This is a genomic window from Micromonospora sp. RB23, assembly GCF_053585025.1.
Map to the genome: position 1 here is coordinate 3,178,543 of NZ_CM132111.1, position 25,443 is coordinate 3,203,985.

21 protein-coding genes are annotated in these 25,443 nt (G+C 72.8%); 15 read left to right on the plus strand and 6 right to left on the minus strand.

Annotated elements, in window-relative coordinates; all coding sequences use genetic code 11:
• Positions 1-62 precede the first annotated feature (62 nt).
• The 3 genes from ACTFTM_RS14585 (at position 63) to ACTFTM_RS14595 (ending at position 1,567) form a co-directional block, all read left to right on the plus strand.
• On the plus strand, positions 63-410 hold the full coding sequence (locus tag ACTFTM_RS14585; protein ID WP_449566313.1) for an STAS domain-containing protein: 348 nt from the start codon (positions 63-65) through the stop codon (positions 408-410).
• Positions 411-480: 70 nt separating this feature from the next.
• Complete coding sequence (locus tag ACTFTM_RS14590; protein ID WP_355052356.1) at positions 481-924, plus strand: response regulator; 444 nt, start codon at positions 481-483, stop codon at positions 922-924.
• A 109-nt stretch (positions 925-1,033) separates the two neighbouring features.
• Entirely contained in the window at positions 1,034-1,567 is a 534-nt protein-coding gene (locus ACTFTM_RS14595) for an ATPase (protein WP_449566314.1), read from the plus strand.
• 7 nt (positions 1,568-1,574) lie between these two features.
• Here ACTFTM_RS14595 and ACTFTM_RS14600 read toward each other — a convergent pair whose 3' ends face one another.
• The 3 genes from ACTFTM_RS14600 to ACTFTM_RS14610 all read right to left on the minus strand — a co-directional run bounded on the left by ACTFTM_RS14600 (position 1,575) and on the right by ACTFTM_RS14610 (position 4,094).
• Positions 1,575-2,423: a hypothetical protein gene (locus ACTFTM_RS14600; protein WP_449566315.1), complete on the minus strand. Its 849-nt coding sequence runs from the start codon at positions 2,421-2,423 to the stop codon at positions 1,575-1,577.
• Between the two features lie 252 nt (positions 2,424-2,675).
• Positions 2,676-3,101, minus strand: coding sequence for an OsmC family protein (locus tag ACTFTM_RS14605; RefSeq protein ID WP_357121818.1), 426 nt, complete (start codon positions 3,099-3,101; stop codon positions 2,676-2,678).
• 60 nt (positions 3,102-3,161) lie between these two features.
• Entirely contained in the window at positions 3,162-4,094 is a 933-nt protein-coding gene (locus ACTFTM_RS14610) for a serine/threonine-protein kinase (RefSeq protein ID WP_449566639.1), read from the minus strand.
• A gap of 191 nt (positions 4,095-4,285) precedes the next feature.
• On the opposite strand from ACTFTM_RS14610, the gene ACTFTM_RS14615 reads away from it, so the two are divergent.
• The 5 genes from ACTFTM_RS14615 to ACTFTM_RS14635 all read left to right on the plus strand — a co-directional run bounded on the left by ACTFTM_RS14615 (position 4,286) and on the right by ACTFTM_RS14635 (position 10,307).
• A complete protein-coding gene (locus ACTFTM_RS14615) occupies positions 4,286-4,516 on the plus strand; it encodes a hypothetical protein (RefSeq protein WP_449566316.1) in 231 nt (76 codons plus the stop codon).
• Between the two features lie 101 nt (positions 4,517-4,617).
• Positions 4,618-5,364, plus strand: a complete 747-nt coding sequence (locus tag ACTFTM_RS14620; protein WP_357172268.1) for a response regulator transcription factor — start codon at positions 4,618-4,620, stop codon at positions 5,362-5,364.
• Positions 5,342-6,856 carry a sensor histidine kinase gene (locus tag ACTFTM_RS14625; protein ID WP_449566317.1) on the plus strand — a complete coding sequence of 505 codons (1,515 nt, stop codon included), beginning with the start codon at positions 5,342-5,344 and terminating at the stop codon, positions 6,854-6,856. Before ACTFTM_RS14620 ends, ACTFTM_RS14625 begins: the two co-directional genes overlap by 23 nt.
• Positions 6,857-6,900: 44 nt before the next feature.
• A complete protein-coding gene (locus tag ACTFTM_RS14630; RefSeq protein WP_449566318.1) occupies positions 6,901-9,081 on the plus strand; it encodes an ArnT family glycosyltransferase in 2,181 nt (726 codons plus the stop codon).
• Positions 9,078-10,307 carry a glycosyltransferase gene (locus ACTFTM_RS14635; protein WP_449566319.1) on the plus strand — a complete coding sequence of 410 codons (1,230 nt, stop codon included), beginning with the start codon at positions 9,078-9,080 and terminating at the stop codon, positions 10,305-10,307. Before ACTFTM_RS14630 ends, ACTFTM_RS14635 begins: the two co-directional genes overlap by 4 nt.
• A gap of 9 nt (positions 10,308-10,316) precedes the next feature.
• Here the strand turns inward: ACTFTM_RS14635 and ACTFTM_RS14640 are convergent, their stop codons facing one another.
• The gene (locus tag ACTFTM_RS14640) at positions 10,317-11,165 is read right to left on the minus strand and encodes an arginase family protein (RefSeq protein ID WP_449566640.1); all 849 of its coding nucleotides are present in this window, start codon (positions 11,163-11,165) and stop codon (positions 10,317-10,319) included.
• A 190-nt stretch (positions 11,166-11,355) separates the two neighbouring features.
• Here ACTFTM_RS14640 and ACTFTM_RS14645 point away from each other — a divergent pair, with 190 nt between their 5' ends.
• The 4 genes from ACTFTM_RS14645 to ACTFTM_RS14660 all read left to right on the plus strand — a co-directional run bounded on the left by ACTFTM_RS14645 (position 11,356) and on the right by ACTFTM_RS14660 (position 16,489).
• Entirely contained in the window at positions 11,356-11,505 is a 150-nt protein-coding gene (locus ACTFTM_RS14645) for a hypothetical protein (protein ID WP_007459587.1), read from the plus strand.
• Between the two features lie 14 nt (positions 11,506-11,519).
• Positions 11,520-12,944 carry a methyltransferase gene (locus ACTFTM_RS14650; protein WP_449566320.1) on the plus strand — a complete coding sequence of 475 codons (1,425 nt, stop codon included), beginning with the start codon at positions 11,520-11,522 and terminating at the stop codon, positions 12,942-12,944.
• Positions 12,937-14,994, plus strand: a complete 2,058-nt coding sequence (locus ACTFTM_RS14655; protein WP_449566321.1) for a sulfatase-like hydrolase/transferase — start codon at positions 12,937-12,939, stop codon at positions 14,992-14,994. The genes ACTFTM_RS14650 and ACTFTM_RS14655 overlap by 8 nt, the downstream gene beginning before the upstream one ends.
• A gap of 211 nt (positions 14,995-15,205) precedes the next feature.
• Entirely contained in the window at positions 15,206-16,489 is a 1,284-nt protein-coding gene (locus ACTFTM_RS14660) for a citrate synthase (protein WP_449566322.1), read from the plus strand.
• A gap of 182 nt (positions 16,490-16,671) precedes the next feature.
• Here ACTFTM_RS14660 and ACTFTM_RS14665 read toward each other — a convergent pair whose 3' ends face one another.
• Together ACTFTM_RS14665 and ACTFTM_RS14670 are read right to left on the minus strand one after the other, a co-directional pair.
• A complete protein-coding gene (locus tag ACTFTM_RS14665) occupies positions 16,672-17,316 on the minus strand; it encodes a maleylpyruvate isomerase N-terminal domain-containing protein (RefSeq protein WP_449566323.1) in 645 nt (214 codons plus the stop codon).
• A 159-nt stretch (positions 17,317-17,475) separates the two neighbouring features.
• Entirely contained in the window at positions 17,476-18,921 is a 1,446-nt protein-coding gene (locus ACTFTM_RS14670) for a glycosyltransferase family 4 protein (RefSeq protein ID WP_449566324.1), read from the minus strand.
• A 312-nt stretch (positions 18,922-19,233) separates the two neighbouring features.
• On the opposite strand from ACTFTM_RS14670, the gene glgX reads away from it, so the two are divergent.
• From glgX to treZ, 3 genes are read left to right on the plus strand one after another with little or no spacing between them, the layout of a single operon-like run.
• A complete protein-coding gene (gene glgX, locus ACTFTM_RS14675; protein WP_449566325.1) occupies positions 19,234-21,351 on the plus strand; it encodes a glycogen debranching protein GlgX in 2,118 nt (705 codons plus the stop codon).
• Between the two features lies 1 nt (position 21,352).
• Positions 21,353-23,659 carry a malto-oligosyltrehalose synthase gene (gene treY / locus ACTFTM_RS14680; RefSeq protein ID WP_449566326.1) on the plus strand — a complete coding sequence of 769 codons (2,307 nt, stop codon included), beginning with the start codon at positions 21,353-21,355 and terminating at the stop codon, positions 23,657-23,659.
• Positions 23,656-25,380, plus strand: a complete 1,725-nt coding sequence (gene treZ / locus ACTFTM_RS14685; protein ID WP_449566327.1) for a malto-oligosyltrehalose trehalohydrolase — start codon at positions 23,656-23,658, stop codon at positions 25,378-25,380. The genes treY and treZ overlap by 4 nt, the downstream gene beginning before the upstream one ends.
• The last annotated feature ends 63 nt before the right edge of the window (positions 25,381-25,443 follow it).

Consider the following 25,443-nt stretch of genomic DNA (forward strand, 5'->3'; position numbering starts at 1 on the left):
CTGCGTATACTTGCCGCACTGCAAACGTCCCACCCGTCGGTGGAGCGAGCGAGGGGGAGACGGTGACGTTCAGTGTCAGCGACGCCGAGCGCGACGGTGGTGTCGCCTGCCTGCGGCTCGCCGGTGAGCTGGACCTGAGCACCGCCGACGAGTTGGCCGCCGCCATCGACCGGCTCAGCGCCGCCGGTGAGCGCCGGGTGCTGCTCGACCTCACCGAGCTGACCTTCTGCGACTCCACCGGCATGGCCGTGTTCGTCCGGGGCGACAACCAGGCCACCGCCGACGGGGGCTGGCTGCGGATCACCGGCGCCAGCGGGCGGGTCGAGCGCGTGTTGCGGATCACCGGTCTGGCTGAGGTGCTCCGCTACGTTCCGGACGCGGCCGACCCGGCGTCCCACGGCGCCCCCTGATGGGCTAGATTTCCCCGCCAGCATGGTGACCGTCCGGTTTCCATTCTCCGCCGACCCGAGGCAGGTAGTGATGGGCGACAGCCCGCAGCCGGTACGCATCCTGGTGGTCGACGACGATCCCGGCGACGTGCTGATGATCGAGGAGGCGTTGGCCGACTCCGACGTCGAGAAGATCATCGACGTGGTGAGCGACGGCGAGGAGGCGATGGAGTTCCTCCGGGCCGAGGGTCGCCACTTGCAGGCCCGTCGACCGGACGTGATCCTGCTCGACCTCAACATGCCGCGCATGGACGGGCGTCAGGTGCTCGGGGCGGTCAAGCAGGACGAGGATCTGCGGACCATTCCGATCGTGGTGCTGACCACCTCGAACGCGGACACCGACATCGTCGGCAGCTACACGTTGCAGGCCAACGCGTACGTGACCAAGCCGATCGACCTGGACGACTTCAACGACGTGGTGCGCCGCATCGACGAGTTCTTCGGCCGCGTGGTCGTGCTGCCCAAGCGCCCCTGATCCGCCTGTCCCGCGCATGCTGAACAATTTCCCCGAACCGCCCCGGTAGGTGTCGTCGCGCCCGAGGATCCAGGTGGGGACGTAACAGCGGCTGCCTGGGGGCGACAGTATGAGGTTTTCCGTCGTGAGGACCGGCTACGACCAGCGACAGGTGGATTCCTGCCTGGACGAGTTGGGGATCAGGTTGTCCCGGCTCGCGGCACGGGCGGAGGGCGCGGCCGGGGCGACCCGGGAATGGGACGAGATCCGCCAGGAGGCGACCTGGCTCAGCGGGCTGCTCCAACGGCTGGACCTGGGCGACGCCGCCACCACCCGCCGGGCCGGCGACGAGGTGCGTCAGGAGGCGGACGAGATCCTGGCGCAGGCCCGCCGCGCGCTGGACGACGCCCGCGAGGAGGCGCGTCGGGTCCGGGAGCAGGCGTACGCGGATGCCGTGCAGGCCCGACGTGACTTCGAGGAGGCGCTGCACGCGCGCCGACGCCGCGAGGGCCTGGTGGACGAGATTCTCACCGGCGTGACCGTCGATCCGGTGCCGGCCGACACGCCCACGGCGGCGGCCGGCACGGGCGTACCCGCGACCCGGGTGGCGGCCGGCGGCCGGGACAGCGGCGCGCAGCCCCCCAGCGGGCGTACGGCCCGCTGAGCCGGCGTCAGGCCAAAAGCGCCGCCGCCACGGTGCTGGCGCGCTCCTCGTGCGGGGCGTACGCGTCGGGGTACGCCGAGACCTGCACGGCCTGGGCCGCGGCGGTGAGGCTCATGTCCTGCCAGCCGGGGATCTCGGCGAGGGCGGTGTAGAAGGCCCGCGCGGCGTACGACGGGCGCATCAGCTCGGCGACCGTGCCCCAGCCGCTGCTGGGCCGCTGCTGGAACAGCCCGACCGAGTCGTGGTCGGAGCCGCTGCCCTGGTGCGGGTACTCGCTCGACTCCGGCAGCACGTCGCTGGCGAGGTTGTAGAGGTTGCTCTCCTGCATCGCGGTCGCGAGCGCCACCACCAGGGCGCGGCGCGGCATCTTCAGCTCCCTGCCGACGTCCACGATGATCTTGGCGTTGTCCATCTGCTGCTGGTCGAGCCCGGCGACCGGGCGCGGCCGGCGGGGCTTGACCGGCTTCTTGGGCGCCTTGCGGGTGACGGTGGGCCGGGGGGTGGGCGAGGCCGTCGGGGTGGGGAGGACCCGGGCCGGGGCGGCGTCGCGGTCCAGCGACCGGCTGGCGCGCTCGTCGGCGATGGCGGCACGGTCCGCCAGTGCGTCGGCTATCGGCCGTACGGGCTGTGGGGTTTCCTGCCCGTCGCGGGCGGCGGCGAACGCGCCCAGGCCGAGGCAGCAGGTGACGCCGGTGGCCAGGGCGACCCGGACCGGGGTGGAGCCGAGCAGGGTGCGGCGCGGCGGGTCGGGGGCCCGGTGACGGCCGATCGTCCGTTCGGTTGATGCGGCGTCCCCCGTGCGGGCGGTCGGGGGCGCGTCGGTCAGCTTCTGGGCGGAGGGGTCGTCGGGATGCACCCGCCGAGGCTAGATAGTCGTCCGCCCGCTGCCATCGGCCCCAAGAGTGGCATGCGCCACAATTTGCCCGAATCTACGATGTGGTATCGGTCGAAGGCCAGTTATACCGGCATAACCTCGCCGATCAGGCGAGACGGGTATTCCCGATTCGCCCGGTCAACTCGGTCACGGCGACATGTCGGTCCGTCGATCCGGTCCGCGCGCGGGCCATCCTCCGATCGGACGATGGCCGCATCCCCCAAAATCGGGCCCTCAGTGCCGGCCGTTCTCCGCCGGGGTGACCGTCAGCCGGTGTCGCGTGTTGTCGCTGCTGGAGAAGGGCCAGAGCCGATCGGCGTACTCGACCAGGTCGGCCAACTGCGCCCGGCTCAGCCCGGCGGAGGAGATCGAGGCGTGCACGTCGGCCCGGTACCGGCCGTCGTCGTCGCGCCCCAGCTTCGCCTCGGCGCGCACCTGGACCGTGTGCGCCTCGTCGGTGATCTCCCCGGCCGCCTCCACCGCCGCGTGGTGCAGGCAGGAGGCGAAGGCCGCCGCCAACAACTGCTCCGGTCTCAGGCCGGTGCAGTGCGCCGCCAGCGGCGACGCGAGCGGCGTGGAGAGCCCGCCGTCATCGGTTCGGACGTGGCCACCCTCGGCGGTGGCGGTGGCCTCATGCAGCCAGGAACTCGGACTCGGCATCGCGTTCCTCCCGTCGCTCACCCGCCCGGCTACCCGGCCCGGGGCGGGTGAAACGCCGTGTCAGGTCCCGTCGACGACCGACAGCGCCTCGGTGGGCTGCGCCGCCGCCCGCTCGGTCCACGGCGACGGCGTCGCCGACGGTGGCCGCTGCGTGGGGATCACCATCGGCACGTACACGCGGGCGTCCACGACCTCGGCGAGCAGCAGCGCCGCGACCAGGCTGGTCGGACGCTGGGCCGGATCGTCGGCCAGGCAGGAGCGGCACAACTCGGACACCTCGGGCGGGAGCCCGTCGATCTCCGGCAGCGGCTCGGGTGGCCGGGACCGACGCGCCGCCAGCAGCTCGGCCGGGGTCTGGGCCCGGTACGGGAGCCGGCCGGTGAGGCAGTAGTAGAGCAGAACGCCGAGGGCGTACATGTCGGCGGCCGGGGTGGCGGCGACGCCGTCGAGCTGTTCGGGCGCCAGGTACGCCGGGGTGCCGAGCAGCATGCCGTCGGGCATCGGGTCCGCCGCGCCGGTCGGGGTGGCGATGCCGAAGTCGAGGACCTTCACCCCCGCCGGGGTGAGGATGACGTTGGCCGGTTTGACGTCGCGGTGCACGATGCCGCTCGCGTGCGCGGCGGACAGAGCGGCGGCGACCTCCGCGCAGACCCGAACCGAGATGCGCCAGTCCAGTGGACCCGTCCGCAGGTGCACGGCCAGCGTCTCGCCCTCGGCCAGCTCCATGACGATGTAGGGGACCGGACGGCCGGGAAGCGTCGACGAGGTGCCGAAGTCGTGCACGCTCGCGACGTTCGGGTGCACCAGCCGGGCCGCCGAGCGTGCCTCCGTGCGGATCTGGTCCACCGTGTCGTGGTGGCCGTCCGGGCCGGGCGCGATCAGCTTCACGGCGACCGGGCGGTCCAGCACCCGGTCGTGGGCCCGCCACACCTCGGACATCCCACCGACGCCGATACGCTGTTCGAGCTGGTAACGCCCGTCCAGCGTCCGCATCGACAACTCCTCGTCCTCGTCCCGCCCGACGGCGGGGCCCGGAAATGGCGGTACCCGGGGGTCGAGCTGGGCAAACCGCGCCGGCCGCCGATCACGCCGTACCTCGGCGTGCGCCGCCACCGCGTGCGGTAGCTTGCGAGCCAGAGCCGTACGCACCGAGCGTGCCGGCATCGTCACGCAAGGGAGCCGCGATGGGCGAGGTCACCGTGCGCTTCGTCGGCGGTCCCGCGGACGGCCTGGTCCGCGCGGTACCGGCCGGGCCGGACGGCGCACCTCCGCAGCGGTGGATCATGCGGCATCCGGGCGGCACCGGCCCGACGCAGCCAGGCCCCGACCACCTCTACGAACGCGACCAGCCCGACGGTCACGGCGGATGGAGCATGCGCTTCGTACGGACCGACGCGTACGGGGTGTCCGAGTGACCACGGTCGGAGGCTGAGCGGTGGCCCGGCGGCCCGGCCGCACAGCTGGCACACAGGCGGGGCAGAGGCGGGACACAGCGGACCCGTCCACGATGGGGGGCATGGTCATCCAGGGGCAGACCGTGCCGGGCCGGATCGAGTTGCGCCGCCCGGACGGCGAACCGGTCCGTGTGCTGGTGGTGGACGACGAGGCGACGCTGACCGACCTGCTCTCGATGGCGCTGCGCTACGAGGGTTGGCAGGTGCGCAGCGCCGGCAACGGCATGGCGGCGTTGAGCGCCGCGCGGCAGTTCCAACCGGACGCCGTCGTCCTCGACGTCATGCTGCCCGACCTCGACGGCTTCCAGGTGCTGCGTCGGCTGCGCGAACACGCCCCGACCGTGCCGGTGCTCTTCCTGACCGCCCGGGACGCCGTCGAGGAGCGCATCGCCGGGCTGACCGTGGGCGGCGACGACTACGTGACCAAGCCGTTCAGCCTGGAGGAGGTGATCGCCCGGCTCCGCGCGCTGCTGCGCCGCTCGGGCTTCGCGGTCGCCGCCCACGAGGAGGCGCTGCTGACCGTCGGTGACCTCAGCCTCGACGAGGACAGTCACGAGGTCCGCCGCGCCGGCCAGCTCGTCACGTTGACCGCGACCGAGTTCGAGCTGCTGCGGTACCTGATGCGGAACCCGCGCCGGGTGCTCAGCAAGGCGCAGATCCTCGACCGGGTGTGGAACTACGACTTCGGCGGCCAGGCCAACGTGGTGGAGCTGTACATCTCGTACCTGCGCAAGAAGATCGACGCCGGGCGACCGCCGATGATTCACACGCTGCGCGGCGCGGGCTATGTCCTCAAACCCGCGGACTAGGGCGTTAGCCCGTCTGCGGCGCTGGTGGGCCGGCCGACCGCTGCGGACCCGGCTGGTGTTCGCCCTGGTCGCGCTGTTCGCCCTGGTCAGCGTCGCGCTCGGCGGGCTCACCACGCTCGCCCTGCGGCACGTCCTGGTCGCCCAGGTCGACACCCAGCTGACGATGGGGGACCGGCCGCGCGACCTGCCGCCCTGGTTCCGCCAGGGCGGTGGCGACCCCGGGCGGCCCGCTCCACGGCCGGGTGTTCCCGCGCCGTCCCCGCCCGAGCCTCCGCGCGGCTTCCCGCCGGGCTCGCTCGCCGTCCGCCGCGCCGACGGCGTCACCACGGCGACGCGGAGCACCGCGAGCGGCAGCCTCGCCGACGTGCCCGCCGCCGACGCCGCACGGCTGGTCGCGCTTCCCGCCGACGGCCGGCCCCGCACGGTCGCCCTCGACGAGGGGGACGTCCGGGCGGTGGCCCGGCAACTGCCCAACGGGGTCGTGGTCGCGGTGGCCATCCCGCTCAACGGCGTGCAGGACACCGTCTGGGCGCTGGTCGCCGCGCAGGCCGGGGTCGCCGGCCTCGGCCTGCTCCTGGCCGGCGGCGCGGGCGCGCTGATCGTGCGGGCCACGCTGCGACCGCTGACCCGGGTGGCCGCGACCGCCACCCGGGTCACCGAGCTGCCGCTGGACCGGGGCGAGGTCGCGCTCGCCGTCCGGGTGCCGGCCGCCGATACCGACCCGCGGACCGAGGTCGGCCAGGTCGGCGGGGCGTTGAACCGGATGCTGGGCCACGTCGCCGACGCGCTGGCCGCGCGGCAGGCCAGCGAGACCCGGGTACGCCAGTTCGTGGCCGACGCCAGCCACGAGCTGCGCACCCCGCTCGCGGCGATCCGCGGGTACGCCGAGGTGGCACGGCGGGGCCGCGACCAGGTCCCCGCCGACGTGGCGCACGCCCTGCGCCGCGTCGAGTCCGAGAGCGCCCGGATGACCAGCCTCGTCGACGACCTGCTGCTGCTGGCCCGACTCGACGCCGGCCGCCCGCTCGCGGCGGACCCGGTCGACCTGTCCGCCCTCGTGGTGGACGCGGTCAGCGACGCGCACGTCGCCGGCCCTGAGCACCACTGGCGGCTCGACCTGCCCGAGGTGGTCATCCGGGTGCCCGGCGACGCCGCCCGCCTGCACCAGGTGGTGGCGAACCTGTTGGCCAACGCCCGCGTGCACACCCCACCCGGTACGACGGTCAGCACCACCCTCGCCGTCGGGGCCGGCGTCGCCGTGCTCACCGTCGCCGACGACGGGCCCGGCGTGCCGCCGGAACTGCGGCCGGAGATGTTCGAGCGGTTCGCCCGCGGCGACAGCTCCCGGTCCCGGGCGCACGGCAGCACCGGCCTCGGTCTGGCGATCGTGGCGGCCGTCGTGGAGGCGCACCACGGAACGGTCGGTGTCGACAGCCGTCCGGGCCGTACGGTGTTCACCGTTCGCCTGCCGGATCCCACAGCTGACGCATAGGCGACGCACGGGGTCCCGCCAGCCCGGCCGCCGAGGCTGGCGGCATGGACCGAACAGACACCCTGTCGACGACGCCCGCCGAACCGGTCGGGCCGCCCCACCCGAGCACGCGCCCCGAGGAACACCCGCCTCCGGCGACCTGGACCCGGCCCGCGCTGCTGGCCCTGCTCCTGGGCACCGGCCTGCTCTATCTGTGGGGCCTCGGCGCCTCCGGCTGGGCCAACTCGTTCTACGCGGCCGCCGCGCAGGCCGGCTCGGTGAGCTGGAAGGCGTTCTTCTACGGCTCGTCCGACGCGGCCAACTCGATCACCGTGGACAAGACGCCCGCCTCGCTCTGGCTGATGGCCATGTCGGTGCGGATCTTCGGGTTGAACAGCTGGGCGATGCTCGTCCCGCAGGCGCTGTGCGGGGTCGCCTCCGTCGGCGTGCTGTACGCGAGTGTGAAGCGCTGGTACGGGCCGGTCGCCGGCCTGATCGCCGGTGTGGTCCTTGCCCTCACCCCGGTGGCGACGCTCATGTTCCGCTTCAACAACCCCGACGCGCTGCTCGTGCTGTTGCTGGTCGGCGGCGCGTACGCCACCGTCCGCGCGTTGGAGACGGCCAGCACCCGATGGATCGTGCTGGTCGGCGCGCTGGTCGGCTTCGGCTTCCTGACCAAGATGCTCCAGGCCTTCCTGCTGGTGCCGGTGTTCGCCGGCGTCTACCTGCTGGCCGCCCCGACCGGGCTGTGGCGGCGGGTGTGGCAACTCCTGCTGGCCGGCCTCGCGGTGGTGGTGTCCGCCGGCTGGTGGGTGGCCGTCGTCGAACTCGTCCCGGCCGGCGCGCGTCCGTACGTCGGCGGCTCGCAGGGCAACAGCATCCTGGAGCTGACCCTCGGCTACAACGGTCTCGGCCGGATCACCGGCGACGAGGTGGGCAGCGTCGGCGGCGGCGCCGGACGGATGGGCGGTGGCGGTGGGCCGTTCTCGGGGCGGACGGGCCTGCTGCGGATGTTCGACGGCGAGGTCGGTGGTCAGATCTCCTGGCTGCTGCCGGCCGCGTTGATCCTGCTGGTCGCGGGCCTGCTGGTGGCCGGTCGGGCCGCGCGTACCGACCGCGTCCGGGCCGGTCTGCTGCTGTGGGGTGGTTGGCTGCTGGTCACCGGTCTGATCTTCAGCTTCATGTCCGGGATCTTCCACGCCTACTACACCGTGGCCCTCGCGCCGGCCGTCGGCGCGCTGGTCGGCGTCGGCGTCACCCTGCTCTGGCGGCAGCGCGGCCGGCAGGGCTGGCGTCCGCTGGCCGCCACGGCCACGCTCGCCGGCACCCTCGCGGTCACCGTGTGGTGGGCGTGGACGCTGCTCGGGCGCAGCCCCGACTGGTACCCGTGGCTGCGGACGGCGGTCCTGGTCGCCGGTCTGCTCGGCGCGGCCCTGCTCCTGCTGGCCGTCCGACTGCCCCGGTGGCTGGGGGCCGTGGCGCTGGGCGTCGGCGCGGCGGCGGCCCTCGCGGGGCCGGCGGCGTACGCGGCACAGACCGCCGGGACTCCGCACACGGGCTCGATCCCGAGCGCCGGCCCGGCGGTGGCGGGCGGATTCGGCCGTGGTGGCTTCCCCGGCGGACGACCGCCGGGTGGCATGGGGTTCCCCGGCCGTGGGCAGTTCCCCGGCGACGGCCGCAACGGCGCGTCGGTGCCGGGCGGTGAGAGCGGCAACGGCAACCAGGACGGTGGGCGGTTCCCGGGCCTTCCGGGCGGAGGGCAGGTGCCCGGTGCTCCCGGTGGCGGGCAGGCGCCGGGCTTCCCGGGTGGCGTCCCCGGTGGCGGTCAACTGCCCGGCTTCGCCGGTGGTGGCCGGGAGGCCGGCGGCGGGATGGGCGGTCTGCTCGACGCCCGTGAGCCCAGCGCCGCGCTGCGTGAGCTGCTGGAGCGCGACAGCGAGCACTACACCTGGGTGGCGGCGACCATCGGCTCGAACAACGCCTCCGGCTACCAGTTGGCCACCGGCGCACCGGTGATGCCGATCGGCGGGTTCAACGGCAGCGACCCGTCACCGACCCTCGCCCAGTTCCAGCGCTACGTGGCCGACGGAAAGATCCACTACTTCGTGGGTGGCGGTGGCTTCCGGGCCAACGGAGGCAGCTCGGCCTCGCAGGAGATCTCGACCTGGGTCGCGGAGACGTTCACCGCGCAGACCGTCGACGGGGTCACCCTCTACGACCTGAGCACCGGCGCGGACGCGTCGTGACCGCGCTCAGCGGCCCGCGTCCCGCCGTCCAGACCCGGTCCACCACCACCGGGGCGGTGCTGGACGTGGTGATCCCCGTCTACAACGAGGAGATCGACCTCGCGCCGTGCGTCCGCCGGCTGCACGCGCACCTCACCGAGCACTTCCCGTACCCGTTCCGGATCACCATCGCCGACAACGCCAGCGTCGACGACACCCTGGCGGTCGCCGACGGACTCCGCCGTGAGCTGCCGGGCGTCGAGGTGCTGCACCTGGACGCCAAGGGTCGGGGCAGGGCCCTGTCCGCCGCGTGGTCGGCCTCGTCCGCGCCGGTGCTGGCGTACATGGACGTGGACCTCTCGACCGACCTGGCGGCGCTGTTCCCCCTGGTCGCACCCCTCATCTCCGGCCACTCGGACCTCGCGATCGGCACCCGGCTGGCGCGTACGTCCCGGGTGGTGCGTGGCACCAAGCGGGAGGTGGTCTCGCGCGCCTACAACCTGCTGCTGCGCGGCGCGTTGGCGGCGCGGTTCTCCGACGCGCAGTGCGGCTTCAAGGCGATCCGCGCGGACGTGGCCGCCGGGCTGCTACCGCACGTGCGGGACACCGGCTGGTTCTTCGACACCGAGTTGCTGGTGCTGGCCCAGCGGGCCGGGCTGCGTATCCACGAGGTCCCGGTCGACTGGGTCGACGACCCCGACAGCCGCGTCGACATCGTCGCCACCGCCCTGGCCGACCTGCGGGGGATGGGTCGCCTCGGGCGGTCCCTGGTGACCGGCGCGCTGCCCCTGGCCGAGCTGCGCGCGCAACTCGGTCGGGCGCCGCTGGTCGCGCCGCCGGCGCAGCTGCCGGTCGGACTGCCCCGGCAGCTGGTCCGGTTCGCCGCCGTCGGGGTGGCCAGCACGTTGGCGTACCTGCTGCTCTTCGTGGCCACCCGTGGTGCCCTCGGCGCCCAGCCGGCGAACCTGCTGGCGCTGTTTCTGACGGCGGTGGCGAACACGGCCGCGAACCGGCGGCTGACGTTCGGCATCACCGGCAGCCGGCATGCCGGTCGGCACCACGCGCAGGGGCTGCTGGCGTTCGGCCTCGGCCTGGCGCTGACCAGCGGGGCGCTGGCGGTGCTGCACGCGGTCGTCGCCGTACCCGCCCGAGGAGTGGAACTGGCCGTGCTGGTGGCCGCGAACCTGGTGGCCACCGTGCTGCGCTTCGTGCTGCTGCGCCTGGGCATGCACCACGGGCGTCGCTAGGGCGGCCGATCAGCCGGTCAGGATCTGCGCGAGGACCTCGACGACGCGTCGGGCGTGCCGCCCGTCGGGGTCCTCGTCGGCGTTCAGGTCGGTCACGCTCATCCCGAGCAGCCGATCGGCGCGGGCCAGGGGAGTGACCAGGGCGACCAGGTCGGGCCAGCGCAGCCCGTCCGGTTCCGGGTACGTCACCGCCGGCAGGTCCCGGGGGTCCACCACGTCCAGGTCGAGGTGCAGCCAGGCCGGCGCGTCGCCGTCGGCGGCCAGGCGCGCGCCGACCGCCCCGGCCCCGGAGCGCAGCAGGTCGGCGGCGGGTACCTGGCGGATCGCGGGGTCGATGCGGGCCGCCTCGACGCGACTGTCGTCGTCGGTGGCCGGTCGGTGGCCGAGCAGGTGCACCCGGGCGGGGTCGAGGAGCGCGTCGTCGACGCCGATCGCGCCGGCCGGGCCGTGTCCGGTGACCACCGAGAGATCCATGTCGGCGGCCTCGCCGGTCGGTGACGTCGCGCCGTCCAGGAAGTCGGGATGGGCGTCGACGAACCACAGCTCGGTCGTGCGGGGAAGCGCGCGGCAGATGCCGGGCAGGATCGCGCAGTCACCCCCGAGCACCAGCGGTCGGTGACCGTCCGCGATGAGCCCGCCGATCCGCGCGCTGATGGCGGCGTTGGCCCGGACCAGGCCGGCGGGGTCGATCACCCCGCTCGCCGGCTCCCGGTGCGGGTCCCGCAACCGGGCCTCGTCGATCTGCCCGTCGTCGTCGGCGGCCAGGGCGTCGAGCAGGCCGGCCCGGCGCAGGGCGGCCGGCGCCCGCTCCTCGCCGCGCCGGGCGCCGGAGGAGTCCAGTGGCGCGTCCACGACCATCCAGCGCACGCTTCGCAGCCTACCGACGCGGGCCGCTTCCTGTGGTCGGCCTGGGAGTCCTCGCATGTGGCCGCGACGGCGCGGACGAGCAGCGTACGGTGTTGGACAAGTCCGGCTTTTCGGTTCAAAAGCCTCACGGCTGTAGTCCCGGGACGCCGGTGTCGAGACGGGCGAGGGGAAGGAGCGGTCGGTGATCCATCTGGCCTACCTGGACGCGGGATCGGGCAGCCTGATCGTGCAGGCCGTCGTCGGCGGGGTGGCCGGCGCCGCGGTCGCCGCCAAGCTGTACTGGCGGCGGCTTGTCGACCGGTTCCGCCGGCAACCCACCGACCAGCGGTAGCGGTCACGACGACGATGACGACCTCACCCACCGGGGTACGCCCCGAGCCCGCCTCCTTCCGCGACCCCGCCAACCGGGTCTTCCACGTCGGTGACGAGGTGCTGCGCGGGCTCGACGCCCAGGCCGCCGAGCACTGGCGCACCCTCGCGGCCAGCCCGTTCTTCCCCGCGCTCGTCTCGGCCGGCAAGATCTGCGCCACCGAGGACGCCCCGGCCACGCTGGCGCCCGCCGGGACCGGCTGGGCGGCGGTGCTGCGCCACGAGCGCATCCCGTTCGTCTCCCACCCGTACGAGTGGTCCTTCTCCATGCTCCGCGACGCCGCGCTGCTGCACCTGGAGATCCTGCGGACCGCCCTCGCCGACGGCTTCACCACCAAGGACGGCTCCGCCTACAACCTCCAGTGGCGTGGGGCGAAGCCGGTCTTCATCGACATCGGCTCCTTCGCGCCGGTCCGCGACGGCGAACCGTGGGCCGGCTACCGGCAGTTCTGCCAGACCGTCCTGTACCCGCTGCTGCTCACCGCGCACCTGGGCGTGGACTTCCAGCCGTGGCTGCGCGCCCAGGTCGACGGCATCGAGGCCGAGCAGTTGCGTCCGCTCTTCGGCGGAACCCGCCGGCTGCGCCCCGGCGTCCTCACCCACCTGCACCTGCACGCCGCCATGCAGCAGCGCAACGCCGCCGCCAGCACCACCGACGTCCGGGCGCAGCTCCGCGCCGCCGGCTACTCACGCCAGTTGCAGGCGGCCACCGTACGCGGCATCGAGAAGCTGGTCCGCCGCCTGGCGCACCGCCCGGCGGGCAGTCACTGGTCGGACTACCAGCGCACCTGCGGGTACTCGGCCCGCGACCGGGTCGCCAAGGAACAGTTCGTGGTCGCCGCCGTGGCCGCCGCCGGCCGCCCGCGGCTGGTGCTCGACCTGGGCGCGAACGACGGCCGGTACTCCCGACTGGCCGCCGGGCACGCCGACTACGTGGTCGCCGTCGAGCAGGACCCGGCCGTGGTCGACGAGCTGTACCGGGCGCTGCGCGCCGAGGGGCAGCGCCGGATCCTGCCGCTGGTCGTCGACCTGGCCGACCCGTCCCCCGGCGGCGGCTGGCGCGGCGTCGAGCGGGCCGGCTTCGCGCAGCGGGCGTCCGCGGACGTCGTGCTCGCCCTGGCCCTCGTGCACCACCTGGCGATCGGCCGTAACGTGCCGCTGCCGGAGGTCGTCGACTGGCTGGCCGGGCTGACCGCGTCCGGCGGGACCGTGGTGGTGGAGTTCGTCCATCCGGACGACCCGATGGCCGCCCGCCTGCTGGCCAACAAGCCCGACGGCCTCTTCCCGGACTACCGGCGGGACACCTTCGAACGGCTCCTCGCCGCCCGGGGCCGGATCACCGAACGGCTGGAACTGCCCTCGGGCAGCCGAACGCTCTACCGGGCGGTGATGGGTGGCTGACCCGCCCGTCGAGTCCCCGGCGCCGCCTCCGTCGGCCCCGCCCGCGGCCGCCGACGGACGGTGGGACCGGGGTTGGCGCGGCGAGCTGGGGCGACTGCTGGAGGTCGTCGCGCTGGTCGGGCTGGTCGTCACCCAGCCGCTGCTGGACGTGCTCGGGCGCAGCCCCGACTTCTTCCTCTTCCACCGCGCCGACACCGGGCAGATCCTGCTCCTGGTCGCGCTGGTGGCGCTCGTACCGACCCTGCCCGTGGCGGCGCTCGGCGCGCTCAGTCGACTGGCTGGCCGGACGGCCCGCGCGCTCACCCACACCGCGCTGGTCGGCCTGCTGGTCGCCGCCCTCGCCGTGCAGGTGGGCCGGCACGCGACGACGCTTCGGGGCGTACCCCTGCTGGTCCTTGCCGGTCTGGCCGGTGTGGCCGGCGCGGCGGCGCACCGGCGGTGGCGGGCCCCGGGCCGTGCGCTGCGACTGGCCGCCGCCGGGCCGGTGGCGTTCGTGGCGCTGTTCCTGTTCGTGTCGCCCACCTCGGCGGTCGTGCTGCCCCGTGGCGACGGCGGCGCGGCCGGCACCGCCCAGGGCGGGGCCGTGCACCCGCCGGTGGTCATGCTGGTCCTCGACGAGTTGCCGCTGGTCAGCCTGCTCGGCGGCGACGGCCGGATCGACGCGGCACGGTTCCCGCACTTCGCCGAGTTGGCGGAGGGTTCGACCTGGTACCGCAACGCCACCGGGGTGAGCGGCTGGACGCCCTACGCGTTGCCGGCGATGCTCACCGGTCGCTACCCGGCGCGGTCGGTCGCGCCGCACTACTCGCAGTACCCGGACAACCTCTTCACCGCCTTCGGCGGCCTGTACGACGTCCAGGCCGAGGAGAGCATCACCCGGCTCTGCCCGCCCAGCCGCTGTGAGCAGCCGGTCGCCCCGGAACAGGGCCTCGGCGTGCTGGTGAAGGAGACCGGCAAGCTGCTCGGCCGGATCGCCGGGCCGACGGAGAGCGCGGTCGACCCGGAGGACTCGTACCGGGAACGGACGAGGGCCGAGGCCGGCCTCGACGCCGCCGAGCCGGTGCCGGCCGACCCCAAGTTCCGCTGGGACAGCCTCGACGACAACCAGCCCGCCCGGTTCACCAGCTTCCTCGCCGGGCTGAAGCCGCGGTCCCGACCCACCCTGCACTTCCTGCACCTGCTGATGCCGCACTCCCCGTGGGCGTACCTGCCGTCCGGCGCGCGGTACGACGCCCCCGAGGACCTGCCCAACGACGGCGCCGGCTGGATCGACCTGGCCCGTCAGCGCCACCTCGCCCAACTCGGCTACACCGACCGGCTGATCGGCGAGACGCTGCGCACGCTGCGCGCCAGCGGCCTCTACGACCAGGCCCTCGTGGTCGTCACCGCCGACCACGGGGTGAGTTTCCGACCCGGCGCGCAGGGCCGGGGGATGGACGCCATCAAGGCCGCCGCCGGCGAGGTCGCCTGGGTGCCCATGTTCGTCAAGGAACCACGGCAGCAGACGGGCCGGGTGGACGACCGCAACTGGGAACACGTCGACCTGCTGCCCACCGTCGCCGACGAGGCCGGCATCCGCCTGCCCTGGCGGATGGACGGCCGCTCCGCCCGGCAGGCCCCGCGCGCCGACGGCACCAAACACTTCTACGACACCCCGGGCCAGGCGGTCACCTTCCCCGGCGGGGTACCCACCCCACCGCCGCTGCCGACGCCGGACCGGCTGATCGGCACCGAGGTGCGCGCCGGCCCCAGCGGCGGCAGCGCCCGCGTCGCCGACCTGGCCGCGTTCCGGGCCACCGACCCGGACACCGGCACCCTCCCGGCGCTCGTCTGGGGTGACGTGCCCGACGCCATACCGGACGGCACGCTGCTGGCCGTCGCCGTCAACGGACGGATCGGCGCGGTGGTGCCGGTGGTGCCGGCCGACCCGGGCGGACGTCGCTTCGCCGCGCTGCTCACCGACGACCGACTGTTCCGCGCCGGCACCAATCAGCTCGACGTCTACCAGGTCACGCCCACGGGTACGCTTCGCCGCCTGACGCTGTCCTGAGCTGGCTGTCCACCGGACTGCTGCGAACTGGTGGTTTGCGGCTTTCGTGGGCTTCCCGCCTGCCGGGATTGCGGGTTTCCCGGCCTGCTGGTCGGGAATCGGGTGACGCATACCTCACCGCCGAACCACGGCGGGCAGTGTCCCCCGAGCCGCAATTACGGTAGAAGCGAAGGCAATTCAACGTAGATCTGCCGGCGAAGCGAGGAACCACATGACGGAAGTCAAGCTCGACCACCCCGGCGGGCAGCTGTCGATGCCGGTGCATTCCGCGGTCGAGGGCCCCGCTGGCATCGGGGTGAGCAAGCTGTTGAAGGAAACCGGGATGACGACGTACGACCCCGGTTTCGTCAACACCGCGGCTGCCTCATCCGCGATCACCTACATCGACGGCGACGCGGGGATCCTGCGTTACCGGGGGTACCCGATCGAGCAGCTGGCCGAGAAGTCCTCCTTCCTGGAGGTCTCGTACCTGCTCATCTACGGTGAGCTGCCCACCGAGCAGCAGCTGACCGAGTTCACCGAGTGGATCCGGCGGCACTCGCTGCTGCACGAGGAGATGCGTCGCTTCTTCGACGGCTTCCCCCGGGACGCCCACCCGATGGCGGTGCTGTCGTCCGCCGTGAGCGCGCTGTCGACCTTCTACCAGGACAGCCTGGACCCGTTCGACTCCGAGCACGTGGAGATCTCCACGGTCCGGCTCATGGCGAAGGTCCCCACCATCGCCTCGTACGCGTACAAGAAGTCCATCGGGCAGCCGCTGCTCTACCCGGACAACTCCCTCGGGTACGTGGACAACCTGCTGCGCATGACGTTCGGCGTGCCGGCGGAGCCGTACGAGGTCGACCCGGTCATGTCGAAGGTGCTGGACATGCTCTTCGTCCTGCACGCCGACCACGAGCAGAACTGCTCCACGTCGACGGTCCGGCTGGTCGGCTCCAGCAACGCCAACCTGTTCGCCTCCGTCTCGGCGGGCGTGAACGCGCTGTTCGGCCCGCTGCACGGCGGCGCGAACCAGGCGGTGCTGGAGATGCTCCAGCAGATCCACGCCGGTGACGGCGACGTCCGGTCCTTCGTCCGCAAGGTCAAGGACAAGCAGGACGGCGTCAAGCTGATGGGCTTCGGCCACCGGGTCTACAAGAACTACGACCCGCGGGCGGCGATCGTCAAGAAGGCCGCGCAGGACGTGCTGGGTCGCATGGCCAAGCCGGACCCGCTGCTGGACATCGCCATGGAGCTGGAGGAGATTGCGCTCGCCGACGACTTCTTCGTCTCCCGTCGGCTGTACCCGAACGTGGACTTCTACACCGGCCTGATCTACAAGGCCATGGGCTTCCCCACCAAGATGTTCACGGTGCTGTTCGCGCTCGGCCGGCTCCCCGGCTGGATCGCCCAGTGGCGCGAGATGATCAACGACCCGGAGACCAAGATCGGCCGTCCGCGGCAGGTCTACGTCGGTGCCGCCGAGCGGGACTACGTCCCCTTCAACGAGCGCTGACCTCCGCTCCGCGCACAACCCGCACGAGCACGACCGCAGGCCGTCGACCCCGATCCGGGTCGGCGGCCTGCGCCATGTGCGGTCGGCCTTGAACCGCTCCGCTTCGCCGATATCGCGGTATCCGGCGCATTGGGACCCCCCGATATCGGCGAAGCCTTGTGGAGCAAAGGGCGAACTGGGGCTCAGAAGGCGGAGATGTCGCGGGCTCGTTCGCTGCGGCTGAGCGCGCCGATCAGCGCGGACTGACCGTGCCGGCGGACGGCCAGCCGGACCAGCAGGTCGCGTACGGGGTCGAAGACCTCGTCCGGGAAGACCGGCGTGGACACGCCGACGCTCACCGCCAGGTCGTCGGAGTGCACGACGATCTCCAGCTGGCGGGTGAGGAGGAAGTCGGCGCGGCGCAGGGACCAGCCCTGCCACGGGATCGGCACCACGTCGAGGGCGCCTGCCCGGGACAGCAGGTCGCGCACCTGCGCGACCGCCTCGCCGGAGCGGGCGTGCAGGTCGTCCGGTCCGCGGCGCGCGTCGGCCTCGTCCGGGCCCTCGGCGACCGCGTCCTCGTCCGGCGTGCCCTCGGTGACCCAGGCGGCCCGTTCGTAGTGGGCGTCGGCCGAGTCGAGCGTGGGCAGGTCGGCGGGGGACGGCAGCAGCTCCGCCGCACGGATCGCCTGCCGCCCGAGGTGGCAGGCCAGACCGCCCACGGACAGGTGCGGCAGCGCGCTCGGCCGTGACCACTGCGCGGAGACCTCGGGGTGCCGGATCAGGTCCAGCGCGATTGAGGCGGCGACCGGGAAGGCCGAATCCAGGGAGTCGACAGGGCGAGACATCCGCACATTCTGGCAGCCCCGCCTGCCCACCGCCGCCCGGCGACGTCCGGCCGCCCGGGTGATCCACTCGCCTTGCAGGAAGTCGGGGTGTCCCAGGCACGAGGACACCCCGACTTCAGGGAAACCGAGTCGATCAAGAGCCAAGCGCGGGCGACCGCCTCAGCGGAGGCCGGCGGCGGCGAGCAGGTTGCCCTCGGGCAGCGCCGGAAGGGCCCGGCCCTGGGACATGCGCTGTTCGGCGCGCTCGGTCGTGAACGCCGCGTCGGTGGCGATGGCGGCGCCGTAGCTGGCGGCGGTGCGCTGGGCGATAGCGGACCAGCCGTACTGGTCGGTGACCATCCGGCGGGCGCGGCGGGCCATGGCGCGCGCCCGTTCGCGGTCGGACAGCAGCGCGTCGACGGCGTCGGCGAGGCTGTCCGGGTCGTGCGGGCGGAACGTCATCCCGGTCGCTCCCGGCTCGACGATCTCGGCGAGACCACCGGTGGCGGCGACGGCCAGGGGCGCTCCGGCGGCGGCGCCTTCGAGCGCGACCATGCCGAACGGCTCGTAGATGCTCGGCACGGCGAAGCAGTCGGACGCGGCCATCAGCGCCGGCAGGTCGGTGCCGCCGAGGAAGCCCGGCATGGTGACCATGCCGCCGAGGCCGCGGCGGTGCACCTCGGCCTCCAGTTCGGCACGGTACGGGCCGTCGCCGGCGATGACCGCGCGCAGCCCGGGGTGGCGCTCGCGCAGTCGGGGGAGGGCGGCGACGAGGTGCTGGACGCCCTTCTCGTACACCAGCCGGCCGGCGAAGGTGACCAGCGGGCCGTCCCCGGCGAAGCGGGCGCGGGCCGCGGCCACGTCGCGTGCCGGCACCTTCCAGCGGTACGACTCGACACCGTTGGCGACCACATCGACCCGCCCGGCCGGCACGCCGAACAGGGCGTTGACCTCGTCACGCATGTAGCCGGAGCAGACGATGACCCGGTTGGACTCGCCGCTGAGCCACTGCTCGACGCCGTGGATGGTGCGGTTCATCTCCTCGGGCAGCCAGCCCTGGTGCCGTCCGGCCTCGGTGGCGTGGATGGTGCTGACCAGCGGGATGTCCAGGTGGTCGCGCAACGTCATCGCGGTGTGGGCGACGAGCCAGTCATGGGCGTGGATGACGTCGTAGGCGCCGGCCTGGGTGGCGCGCAGGGCGGTGCGGGTGAGGGTGTGGTTGAAGGCCATGGTCCAGGCGAGCAGGGAGCCGGTGGCCAGGGGGAACGTCACCGGGTCTTCGGGGGCGCGCAGGATGCGGACGCCGTCGGCGTACTCCTCCAGGGGTGCGCCTTCGGCGTGGCGGGTGACGACGGTGACCTCGTGGCCGGCGGCGGCCAGGGCAACGGACAGGGCGTGGACGTGGCGGCCGAGGCCGCCGACGAGCACCGGCGGGTACTCCCACGACAACATGAGGATGCGACGGGTCTGCGGCGGCACACCGGGACCGCGCTGCGCCGGCACGGCGGAGCCGGGCTGCGCGGACGGACCGGGCGGGGTCGAAGGCTGGGGCCGGGAGGTCACGGTGGGTCGGTGGGTCCGGTCCTTGGTGGCAGCGAGCTGCTCATCGACCCGCAGGGTCGTCACATCTGTCTCCGTCCAGGCATGGTGGGGCGCGCCGGCGTCAGTGGCGGCGGAGAGGGTGGAAAAAGGGCGGCCGAGGGCCAGAGAGCACACGCAGGCGCGTGTCCCCCGACAAGCAAAGGCCATCGGACGCCGGTTCGCATCTCGAAATCGGCCATGGTGACGGAAGACACCTGAGGGTGTAGCGCACATCAGACGGGTGGATTCCGGTCACCGCCTGAAAGGATGGATTGGCGCGCCCGGAGCGGGGGCACTACCCGCTTGCGCGCGGGCGGCTCAGCCGGCGCGCACATCACCATGGCTTGAGGGAGCGACATGCAGGTCTGGCCGGGCGAGCGGTATCCCCTGGGCGCCACCTACGACGGGATGGGCACCAACTTCGCCATCTTCTCCGAGGTGGCCGAGCGGGTCGAGCTGTGCCTGTTCGACGAGTGGGACACCGGCGCGGAGCGCCGCGTGGAGCTGCGCGAGGTCGACGCGTACGTCTGGCACGCGTACCTGCCGGGCATCGAGCCGGGGCAGCGCTACGGCTACCGGGTGCACGGGCCGTACGACCCGGCGAACGGGTTGCGCTGCAATCCGCACAAGCTGCTGCTCGACCCGTACGCCAAGGCGATCGACGGTGACGTCACGTGGGACCCGGCGGTGTACGACTACGAGCTGGGCGACCCGGAGACCAAGAACGAGACCGACTCGGCGCCGTTCATGCCGAAGTCGGTGGTGGTCAACCCGTACTTCGACTGGGGCAACGACAAGCCGCCGCGCACCCCGTACCACCACTCGGTGATCTACGAGGCGCACGTGCGCGGGCTGACGATGCGGCACCCGGACATCCCGGAGGAGCTGCGCGGCACGTACGCGGGGATCGCCTCACCGCCGATGATCGAGCACCTCACCCGGCTCGGGGTGACGGCGATCGAGTTGATGCCGGTGCACCAGTTCGTGCACGACCACCGGCTGCACGATCTGGGCCTGCGCAACTACTGGGGTTACAACACGATCGGTTTCTTCGCCCCGCACCACGGCTACTCGGCGCTGGGTCGCCTGGGGCAGCAGGTGCAGGAGTTCCGGGGCATGGTCAAGGCGCTGCACGCGGCGGGCATCGAGGTCATCCTCGACGTGGTGTACAACCACACCGCCGAGGGCAACCACCTCGGGCCGACGTTGAGCTTCAAGGGCGTGGACGCGCCGAGCTACTACCGGCTCAGCGAGGAGGACCGGCGCTACTTCGTCGACTACACGGGCACCGGCAACAGCCTGAACGTGCGCAGCCCGCACTCGCTGCAATTGATCATGGATTCGTTGCGCTACTGGGTGACCGAGATGCACGTCGACGGGTTCCGCTTCGACCTGGCGGCCACCCTGGCCCGCGAGTTCTACGAGGTGGACCGGCTCTCCACGTTCTTCGAGGTGGTGCAGCAGGACCCGGTGGTCAGCCAGGTGAAGCTGATCGCCGAGCCGTGGGACGTCGGCCCGGGCGGCTACCAGGTGGGCAACTTCCCGCCGCTGTGGACGGAGTGGAACGGCAAGTACCGGGACACCGTGCGGGACTTCTGGCGCGGCGAGCCGGCGACCCTGGCCGAGTTCGCGTCGCGGATCTCCGGCTCGGCCGACCTGTACCAGGACGACGGCCGCCGTCCGTTCCACAGCATCAACTTCGTGACCGTGCACGACGGGTTCACGCTCAACGACCTGGTGTCGTACAACGACAAGCACAACGAGGCCAACGGCGAGGACAACCGGGACGGCGAGAGCCACAACCGGTCGTGGAACTGCGGCGTGGAGGGTGACACCGACGACGAGGCGGTGCTCGCCCTGCGGGCCAAGCAGCGGCGCAACTTCCTGGCCACCATGATGCTGTCGCAGGGCGTGCCGATGATCGGCCACGGCGACGAGTTGGGGCGTACCCAGCACGGCAACAACAACGCGTACTGCCAGGACAGCGAGCTGGCCTGGATCGACTGGGACAACGCCGACGAGCAGCTGCTGGACTTCGTGCGCACGCTCACCGACTTCCGCAAGCGCCACCAGGTGTTCCGCCGCCGCCGGTTCTTCACCGGCCTGCCGGTCGGCGGGCGGGGCACCGACGAGCCGCTGCCCGACCTGGCCTGGCACACCCCCGACGGGCGGGAGATGACCGGCGAGGACTGGGGCAACGACTTCGGCCGGTCGGTGGCGCTGTTCGTCAACGGCGAGGGCATCCGCGAGCGCGGCCAGTACGGCCAGAGGCACCACGACGCCTCGTTCCTGCTGTGCTTCAACGCCCACGACGCGCCGCTGGACTTCACGATGCCCGGCAGCGAGTACGGGCAGAAGTGGGAACGGGTCATCAGCACGGCCGAACCCGACCCGGACGACGCCACGGTGATCAGCGCGGGCGGCACCATCCGGGTGCCGGACCGGTCCCTCGTCGTGTTGGAGAGGATGATCTGACATGCCGGCCACCCCTCCGAAGGCCACCTACCGCGTCCAGGTCCGCCCCGGCTTCGACCTGGACGCCACCGCCGCGATCCTCGACTACCTGCACGACCTCGGCGTCAGTCACCTCTACACCGCACCGCTGCTGGCCGCCACGCCCGGCTCGCAGCACGGCTACGACGTGGTCGACCACCGGACCGTCAACCCGGAGCTGGGCGGGGAGGCTGCCCGGCAGCGGCTGGTGCGCGCCCTGCGCGACAAGCAGCTCGGCCTGGTCGTCGACATCGTGCCGAACCACGCCGGGGTCGCCGTGCCGCCGGCCAACCCGGCCTGGTGGGACGTGCTGCGCCGGGGGCGCGACTCGTCGTACGCCGACTGGTTCGACATCGACTGGGACCGGGGCCGGCTGCTGCTGCCGGTCCTGGCCGACGACCCGGCCGCCCTGGACGACCTGAAGGTCGTCGACGGGGAGCTGCGCTACCACGAGCACCGCTTCCCGATCGCCGACGGCACGGGCGACGGCAGCGCCCGCGAGGTGCACGACCGGCAGCGCTACGAGCTGGTCTCCTGGCGGCGCGGGGACGCCGAGCTGACGTACCGCCGGTTCTTCGCCATCGCGGGCCTCGCGGGCCTGCGGGTGGAGGACCCGGCGGTGTTCGCGGCCGTGCACGAGCTGATCCTGCGCTGGGCCGCGGACGGCGAGGTCGACGGCATCCGCGTGGACCACCCGGACGGCCTGCGCGACCCGGCCGGCTATTTCGCGCGGCTGCGCGAGGCCGCGCCGGACGCCTGGCTCGTGGTGGAGAAGATCCTGGAGTACGGCGAGGAGCTGCCGGACTGGCCAGTGGACGGCACCACCGGGTACGACGCTCTCGCCGCCGTGAACGGGCTCTTCGTCGACCCCGACGCCGAGGGCGACTTCACGGTGCTGGACACCCGGCTGACCGGCCAGCGCACCTCCTGGGAGGACCTGACCCACTCCACCAAGCTGGCCGCCGCCACCCAACTGCTCTCCGCCGAGCTGACCCGGCTCGCCGCGCTCGCCCCCGAGGTGCCGACCGAGCAGGCCCGCGAGGCGCTCGCCGAGCTGGCCGCGGCGTTCCCGGTCTACCGGGGCTACCCGCCGCAGGGCGCGCGGCACCTCGCCGCCGCCCGCTCCGAGGCCGGTCGCCGCCGGCCCGACCTGACCGGCGCCCTGGACGCGATCACCCGCCGGCTGCGCGACCCCGACGACGAGCTGGGCATGCGGTTCCCGCAGCTCACCGGCGCGGTGATGGCCAAGGGCGTCGAGGACACCGCCTTCTACCGGTGGACGCGGTTCGTGGCCCTCAACGAAGTGGGCGGCAGCCCCGCCCACTTCGGGGTGCCGCCGGCGGAGTTCCACCGCTTCGCCGCCGCCCAACAGGTCCGCTGGCCGGACAGCATGACCTCCCTCTCCACCCACGACACGAAGCGTGGCGAGGACGTGCGCGCCCGCCTCGCCGTGCTCAGCGAGCTGCCGGCTCAGTGGGCGCAGCAGGTCAGGACCTGGATGGAGTACGCGCCGCTGCCCGACCCGGCGTTCGCCCACCTGCTCTGGCAGACGGCCGTCGGCGCGTGGCCGATCGAGCGGGAGCGGCTGCACGCGTACGCCGAGAAGGCCGCCCGGGAGGCCGCGGCCTCGACCAGTTGGGCGGACCCCGACCCGGGTTTCGAGCAGGCCATGCACGCGGTCATCGACCGCATGTACGACGACCCGGCCCTGCACGACGAGCTGACCGAACTCGCCGCCGCGATCACCCCGGCCGGCTGGTGCAACTCGCTCGGGCAGAAGCTGATCCAGCTCACCATGCCGGGCGTCCCGGACACGTACCAGGGCACCGAGCTGTGGGACAACTCCCTGGTCGACCCGGACAATCGCCGGCCGGTCGACTTCGACGTACGCCGGGAGATGCTGGCGCGGCTCGACGGCGGCTGGCGTCCCCCGGTCGACACCGACGGAGCGGCGAAGCTGCTCGTCGTGTCGCGGACGCTGCGCCTGCGGCGGGCGCACCCGGAGCTGTTCACCACCTACCGGCCGGTGCCGGCGCACGGCCCGGTCGGACGACACGTGGTGGCCTTCGACCGGGGTGGCGTGATCGCCGTGGCGACCCGACTGCCGCTCGGCCTGGCGCGCGCCGGTGGCTGGTGCGACACAGCCCTGTCGCTTGGCGTTAACGAAGTGAAGGACCTGTTCACCGGCCGGGTCTACAGTGGCGGGGAGGTCCCGTTGGACAATCTCCTCGCGGACTACCCCGTTGCTCTGCTGGCTCCTCCCACCGCTGCCGAGGAGGCCTCGTCATGACCGAATTCTCCGTCTGGGCGCCGGACGCCAGCCGGGTGCGCCTGCGCCTGGCCGGCGACACCGACCACGACATGCGCGCCACCGCCGACGGCTGGTGGACGGTCGAGGTGCCCGACGCCGGCCTCGACTACTCCTTTCTGCTGAACGACGACGACACACCCCTGCCCGACCCCCGCTCCCCGTGGCAACCTGCGGGTGTGCACGGGCCGAGCCGCCGCTACGACCACAGCGCCTTCGCGTGGTCCGATGGCGCGTGGACGGGTCGGCAGCTGCCCGGCAGCGTCCTGTACGAGCTGCACATCGGCACCTTCACCCCGGAGGGCACCTTCGACGCGGCCATCGACCGCCTCGACCACCTGGTCGACCTCGGTGTCGACCTGGTCGAACTGCTCCCGGTCAACGCCTTCAACGGCGAACACAACTGGGGGTACGACGGAGTCTGCTGGTACGCCCCGCACGAGCCCTACGGCGGCCCGGACGGCCTGAAACGGTTCGTCGACGCGGCCCACTCCAAGGGGTTGGGGGTGATCCTCGACGTCGTCTACAACCATTTCGGGCCCTCCGGGGCCTACGCGCCGCGGTTCGGCCCGTACCTGGCCGAGCAGAGCAACAGTTGGGGCCGCTCGATCAACCTGGACGGCCCGCATTCGGACGAGGTACGCCGCTACATCATCGACAGCGTGCTCATGTGGCTGCGCGACTACCACGTCGACGGCCTGCGGCTCGACGCGGTGCACGCGCTGCCGGACTCGCGGGCTGTGCCGATCTTGGAGGAGCTGGCGGTTTCCGTCGAGTCGCTGTCGACGCATCTGGGCCGGCCGCTCTCGCTGATCGCCGAGTCCGACCTCAACGACCCGCGGCTGATCACGCCTCGGGAGGCGGGCGGGTTCGGCCTGCACGCCCAGTGGAACGACGACGCCCACCACGCCCTGCACACGTTGCTGACGGGGGAGCGGCAGGGCTACTACGGAGACTTCGGCTCCCTGGAGACCCTGTCGGACGTCCTCACCAACGGGTTCTTCCACGCGGGCACCTGGTCCAGCTTCCGCAACCGCCACCACGGGCGGCCCCTGGACTCGCGGGTCCCCGGTCATCGGCTGGTGGCCTATCTGCAGAACCACGACCAGATCGGTAACCGGGCCACCGGGGACCGGATCTCGGCTTCGCTGTCGTCCGCCCTCGTGCGGGTCGGGGCCATGCTGCTGCTGACGGCGCCGTTCACGCCGATGTTGTTCATGGGGGAGGAGTGGGCGGCGTCGACGCCGTGGCAGTTCTTCACGTCGCATCCTGAGCCGGAGTTGGCTTCGGCGGTGCGCACCGGGCGGCGGCGGGAGTTCGCCTCACACGGGTGGCCCGAAGGGGACGTGCCCGACCCGCAGGACCCGCAGACGTTCGTACGGTCGCGGTTGGACTGGGCGGAGCTGGACAAGCCTGAGCATGCGTCGATGCTGGCGTTCTACCAGCGGTTGATCTCGCTGCGGCGGTCGGTGGCGGACCTGTCTGACCCTCGGATGCACGCGGTGTCCGTGCAGCATGGGGACCAGTTCCTGTTGATGCGGCGGGGGGACACGTTGGTCGTGGCGAACTTCGCTGGGCGGGGGCAGGGAGTGTCGCTGCCTGGGGTGGCTCGGCGGGTGCTGCTGGCTACGGGTGAGGGGGTCACCGTTATGCGGGACCGGATCGAGCTTCCTGCGGAGACAGCGGCGATCGTGGCGCTCTAACCGGGGCATGAAGGCCAGGGGTGGCGAGGTGAGTTTTTAGAATTAAGGTGACGAACCATACGC

Excerpts from the sequence above, each read along its gene's own strand:
- ACTFTM_RS14620 (WP_357172268.1), top strand. The coding sequence starts at position 4,618 with ATGGTCATCCAGGGGCAGACCGTGCCGGGCCGGATCGAGTTGCGCCGC.
- ACTFTM_RS14665 (WP_449566323.1), bottom strand. The coding sequence starts at position 17,316 with ATGTCTCGCCCTGTCGACTCCCTGGATTCGGCCTTCCCGGTCGCCGCC.
- ACTFTM_RS14595 (WP_449566314.1), top strand. The coding sequence starts at position 1,034 with ATGAGGTTTTCCGTCGTGAGGACCGGCTACGACCAGCGACAGGTGGAT.
- treY (WP_449566326.1), top strand. The coding sequence starts at position 21,353 with ATGCCGGCCACCCCTCCGAAGGCCACCTACCGCGTCCAGGTCCGCCCC.
- ACTFTM_RS14625 (WP_449566317.1), top strand. The coding sequence starts at position 5,342 with ATGTCCTCAAACCCGCGGACTAGGGCGTTAGCCCGTCTGCGGCGCTGG.
- ACTFTM_RS14590 (WP_355052356.1), top strand. The coding sequence starts at position 481 with ATGGGCGACAGCCCGCAGCCGGTACGCATCCTGGTGGTCGACGACGAT.
- ACTFTM_RS14630 (WP_449566318.1), top strand. The coding sequence starts at position 6,901 with ATGGACCGAACAGACACCCTGTCGACGACGCCCGCCGAACCGGTCGGG.
- treZ (WP_449566327.1), top strand. The coding sequence starts at position 23,656 with ATGACCGAATTCTCCGTCTGGGCGCCGGACGCCAGCCGGGTGCGCCTG.
- ACTFTM_RS14610 (WP_449566639.1), bottom strand. The coding sequence starts at position 4,094 with ATGCGGACGCTGGACGGGCGTTACCAGCTCGAACAGCGTATCGGCGTC.
- glgX (WP_449566325.1), top strand. The coding sequence starts at position 19,234 with ATGCAGGTCTGGCCGGGCGAGCGGTATCCCCTGGGCGCCACCTACGAC.
- ACTFTM_RS14640 (WP_449566640.1), bottom strand. The coding sequence starts at position 11,165 with ATGGTCGTGGACGCGCCACTGGACTCCTCCGGCGCCCGGCGCGGCGAG.
- ACTFTM_RS14660 (WP_449566322.1), top strand. The coding sequence starts at position 15,206 with ATGACGGAAGTCAAGCTCGACCACCCCGGCGGGCAGCTGTCGATGCCG.
- ACTFTM_RS14615 (WP_449566316.1), top strand. The coding sequence starts at position 4,286 with ATGGGCGAGGTCACCGTGCGCTTCGTCGGCGGTCCCGCGGACGGCCTG.
- ACTFTM_RS14605 (WP_357121818.1), bottom strand. The coding sequence starts at position 3,101 with ATGCCGAGTCCGAGTTCCTGGCTGCATGAGGCCACCGCCACCGCCGAG.
- ACTFTM_RS14650 (WP_449566320.1), top strand. The coding sequence starts at position 11,520 with ATGACGACCTCACCCACCGGGGTACGCCCCGAGCCCGCCTCCTTCCGC.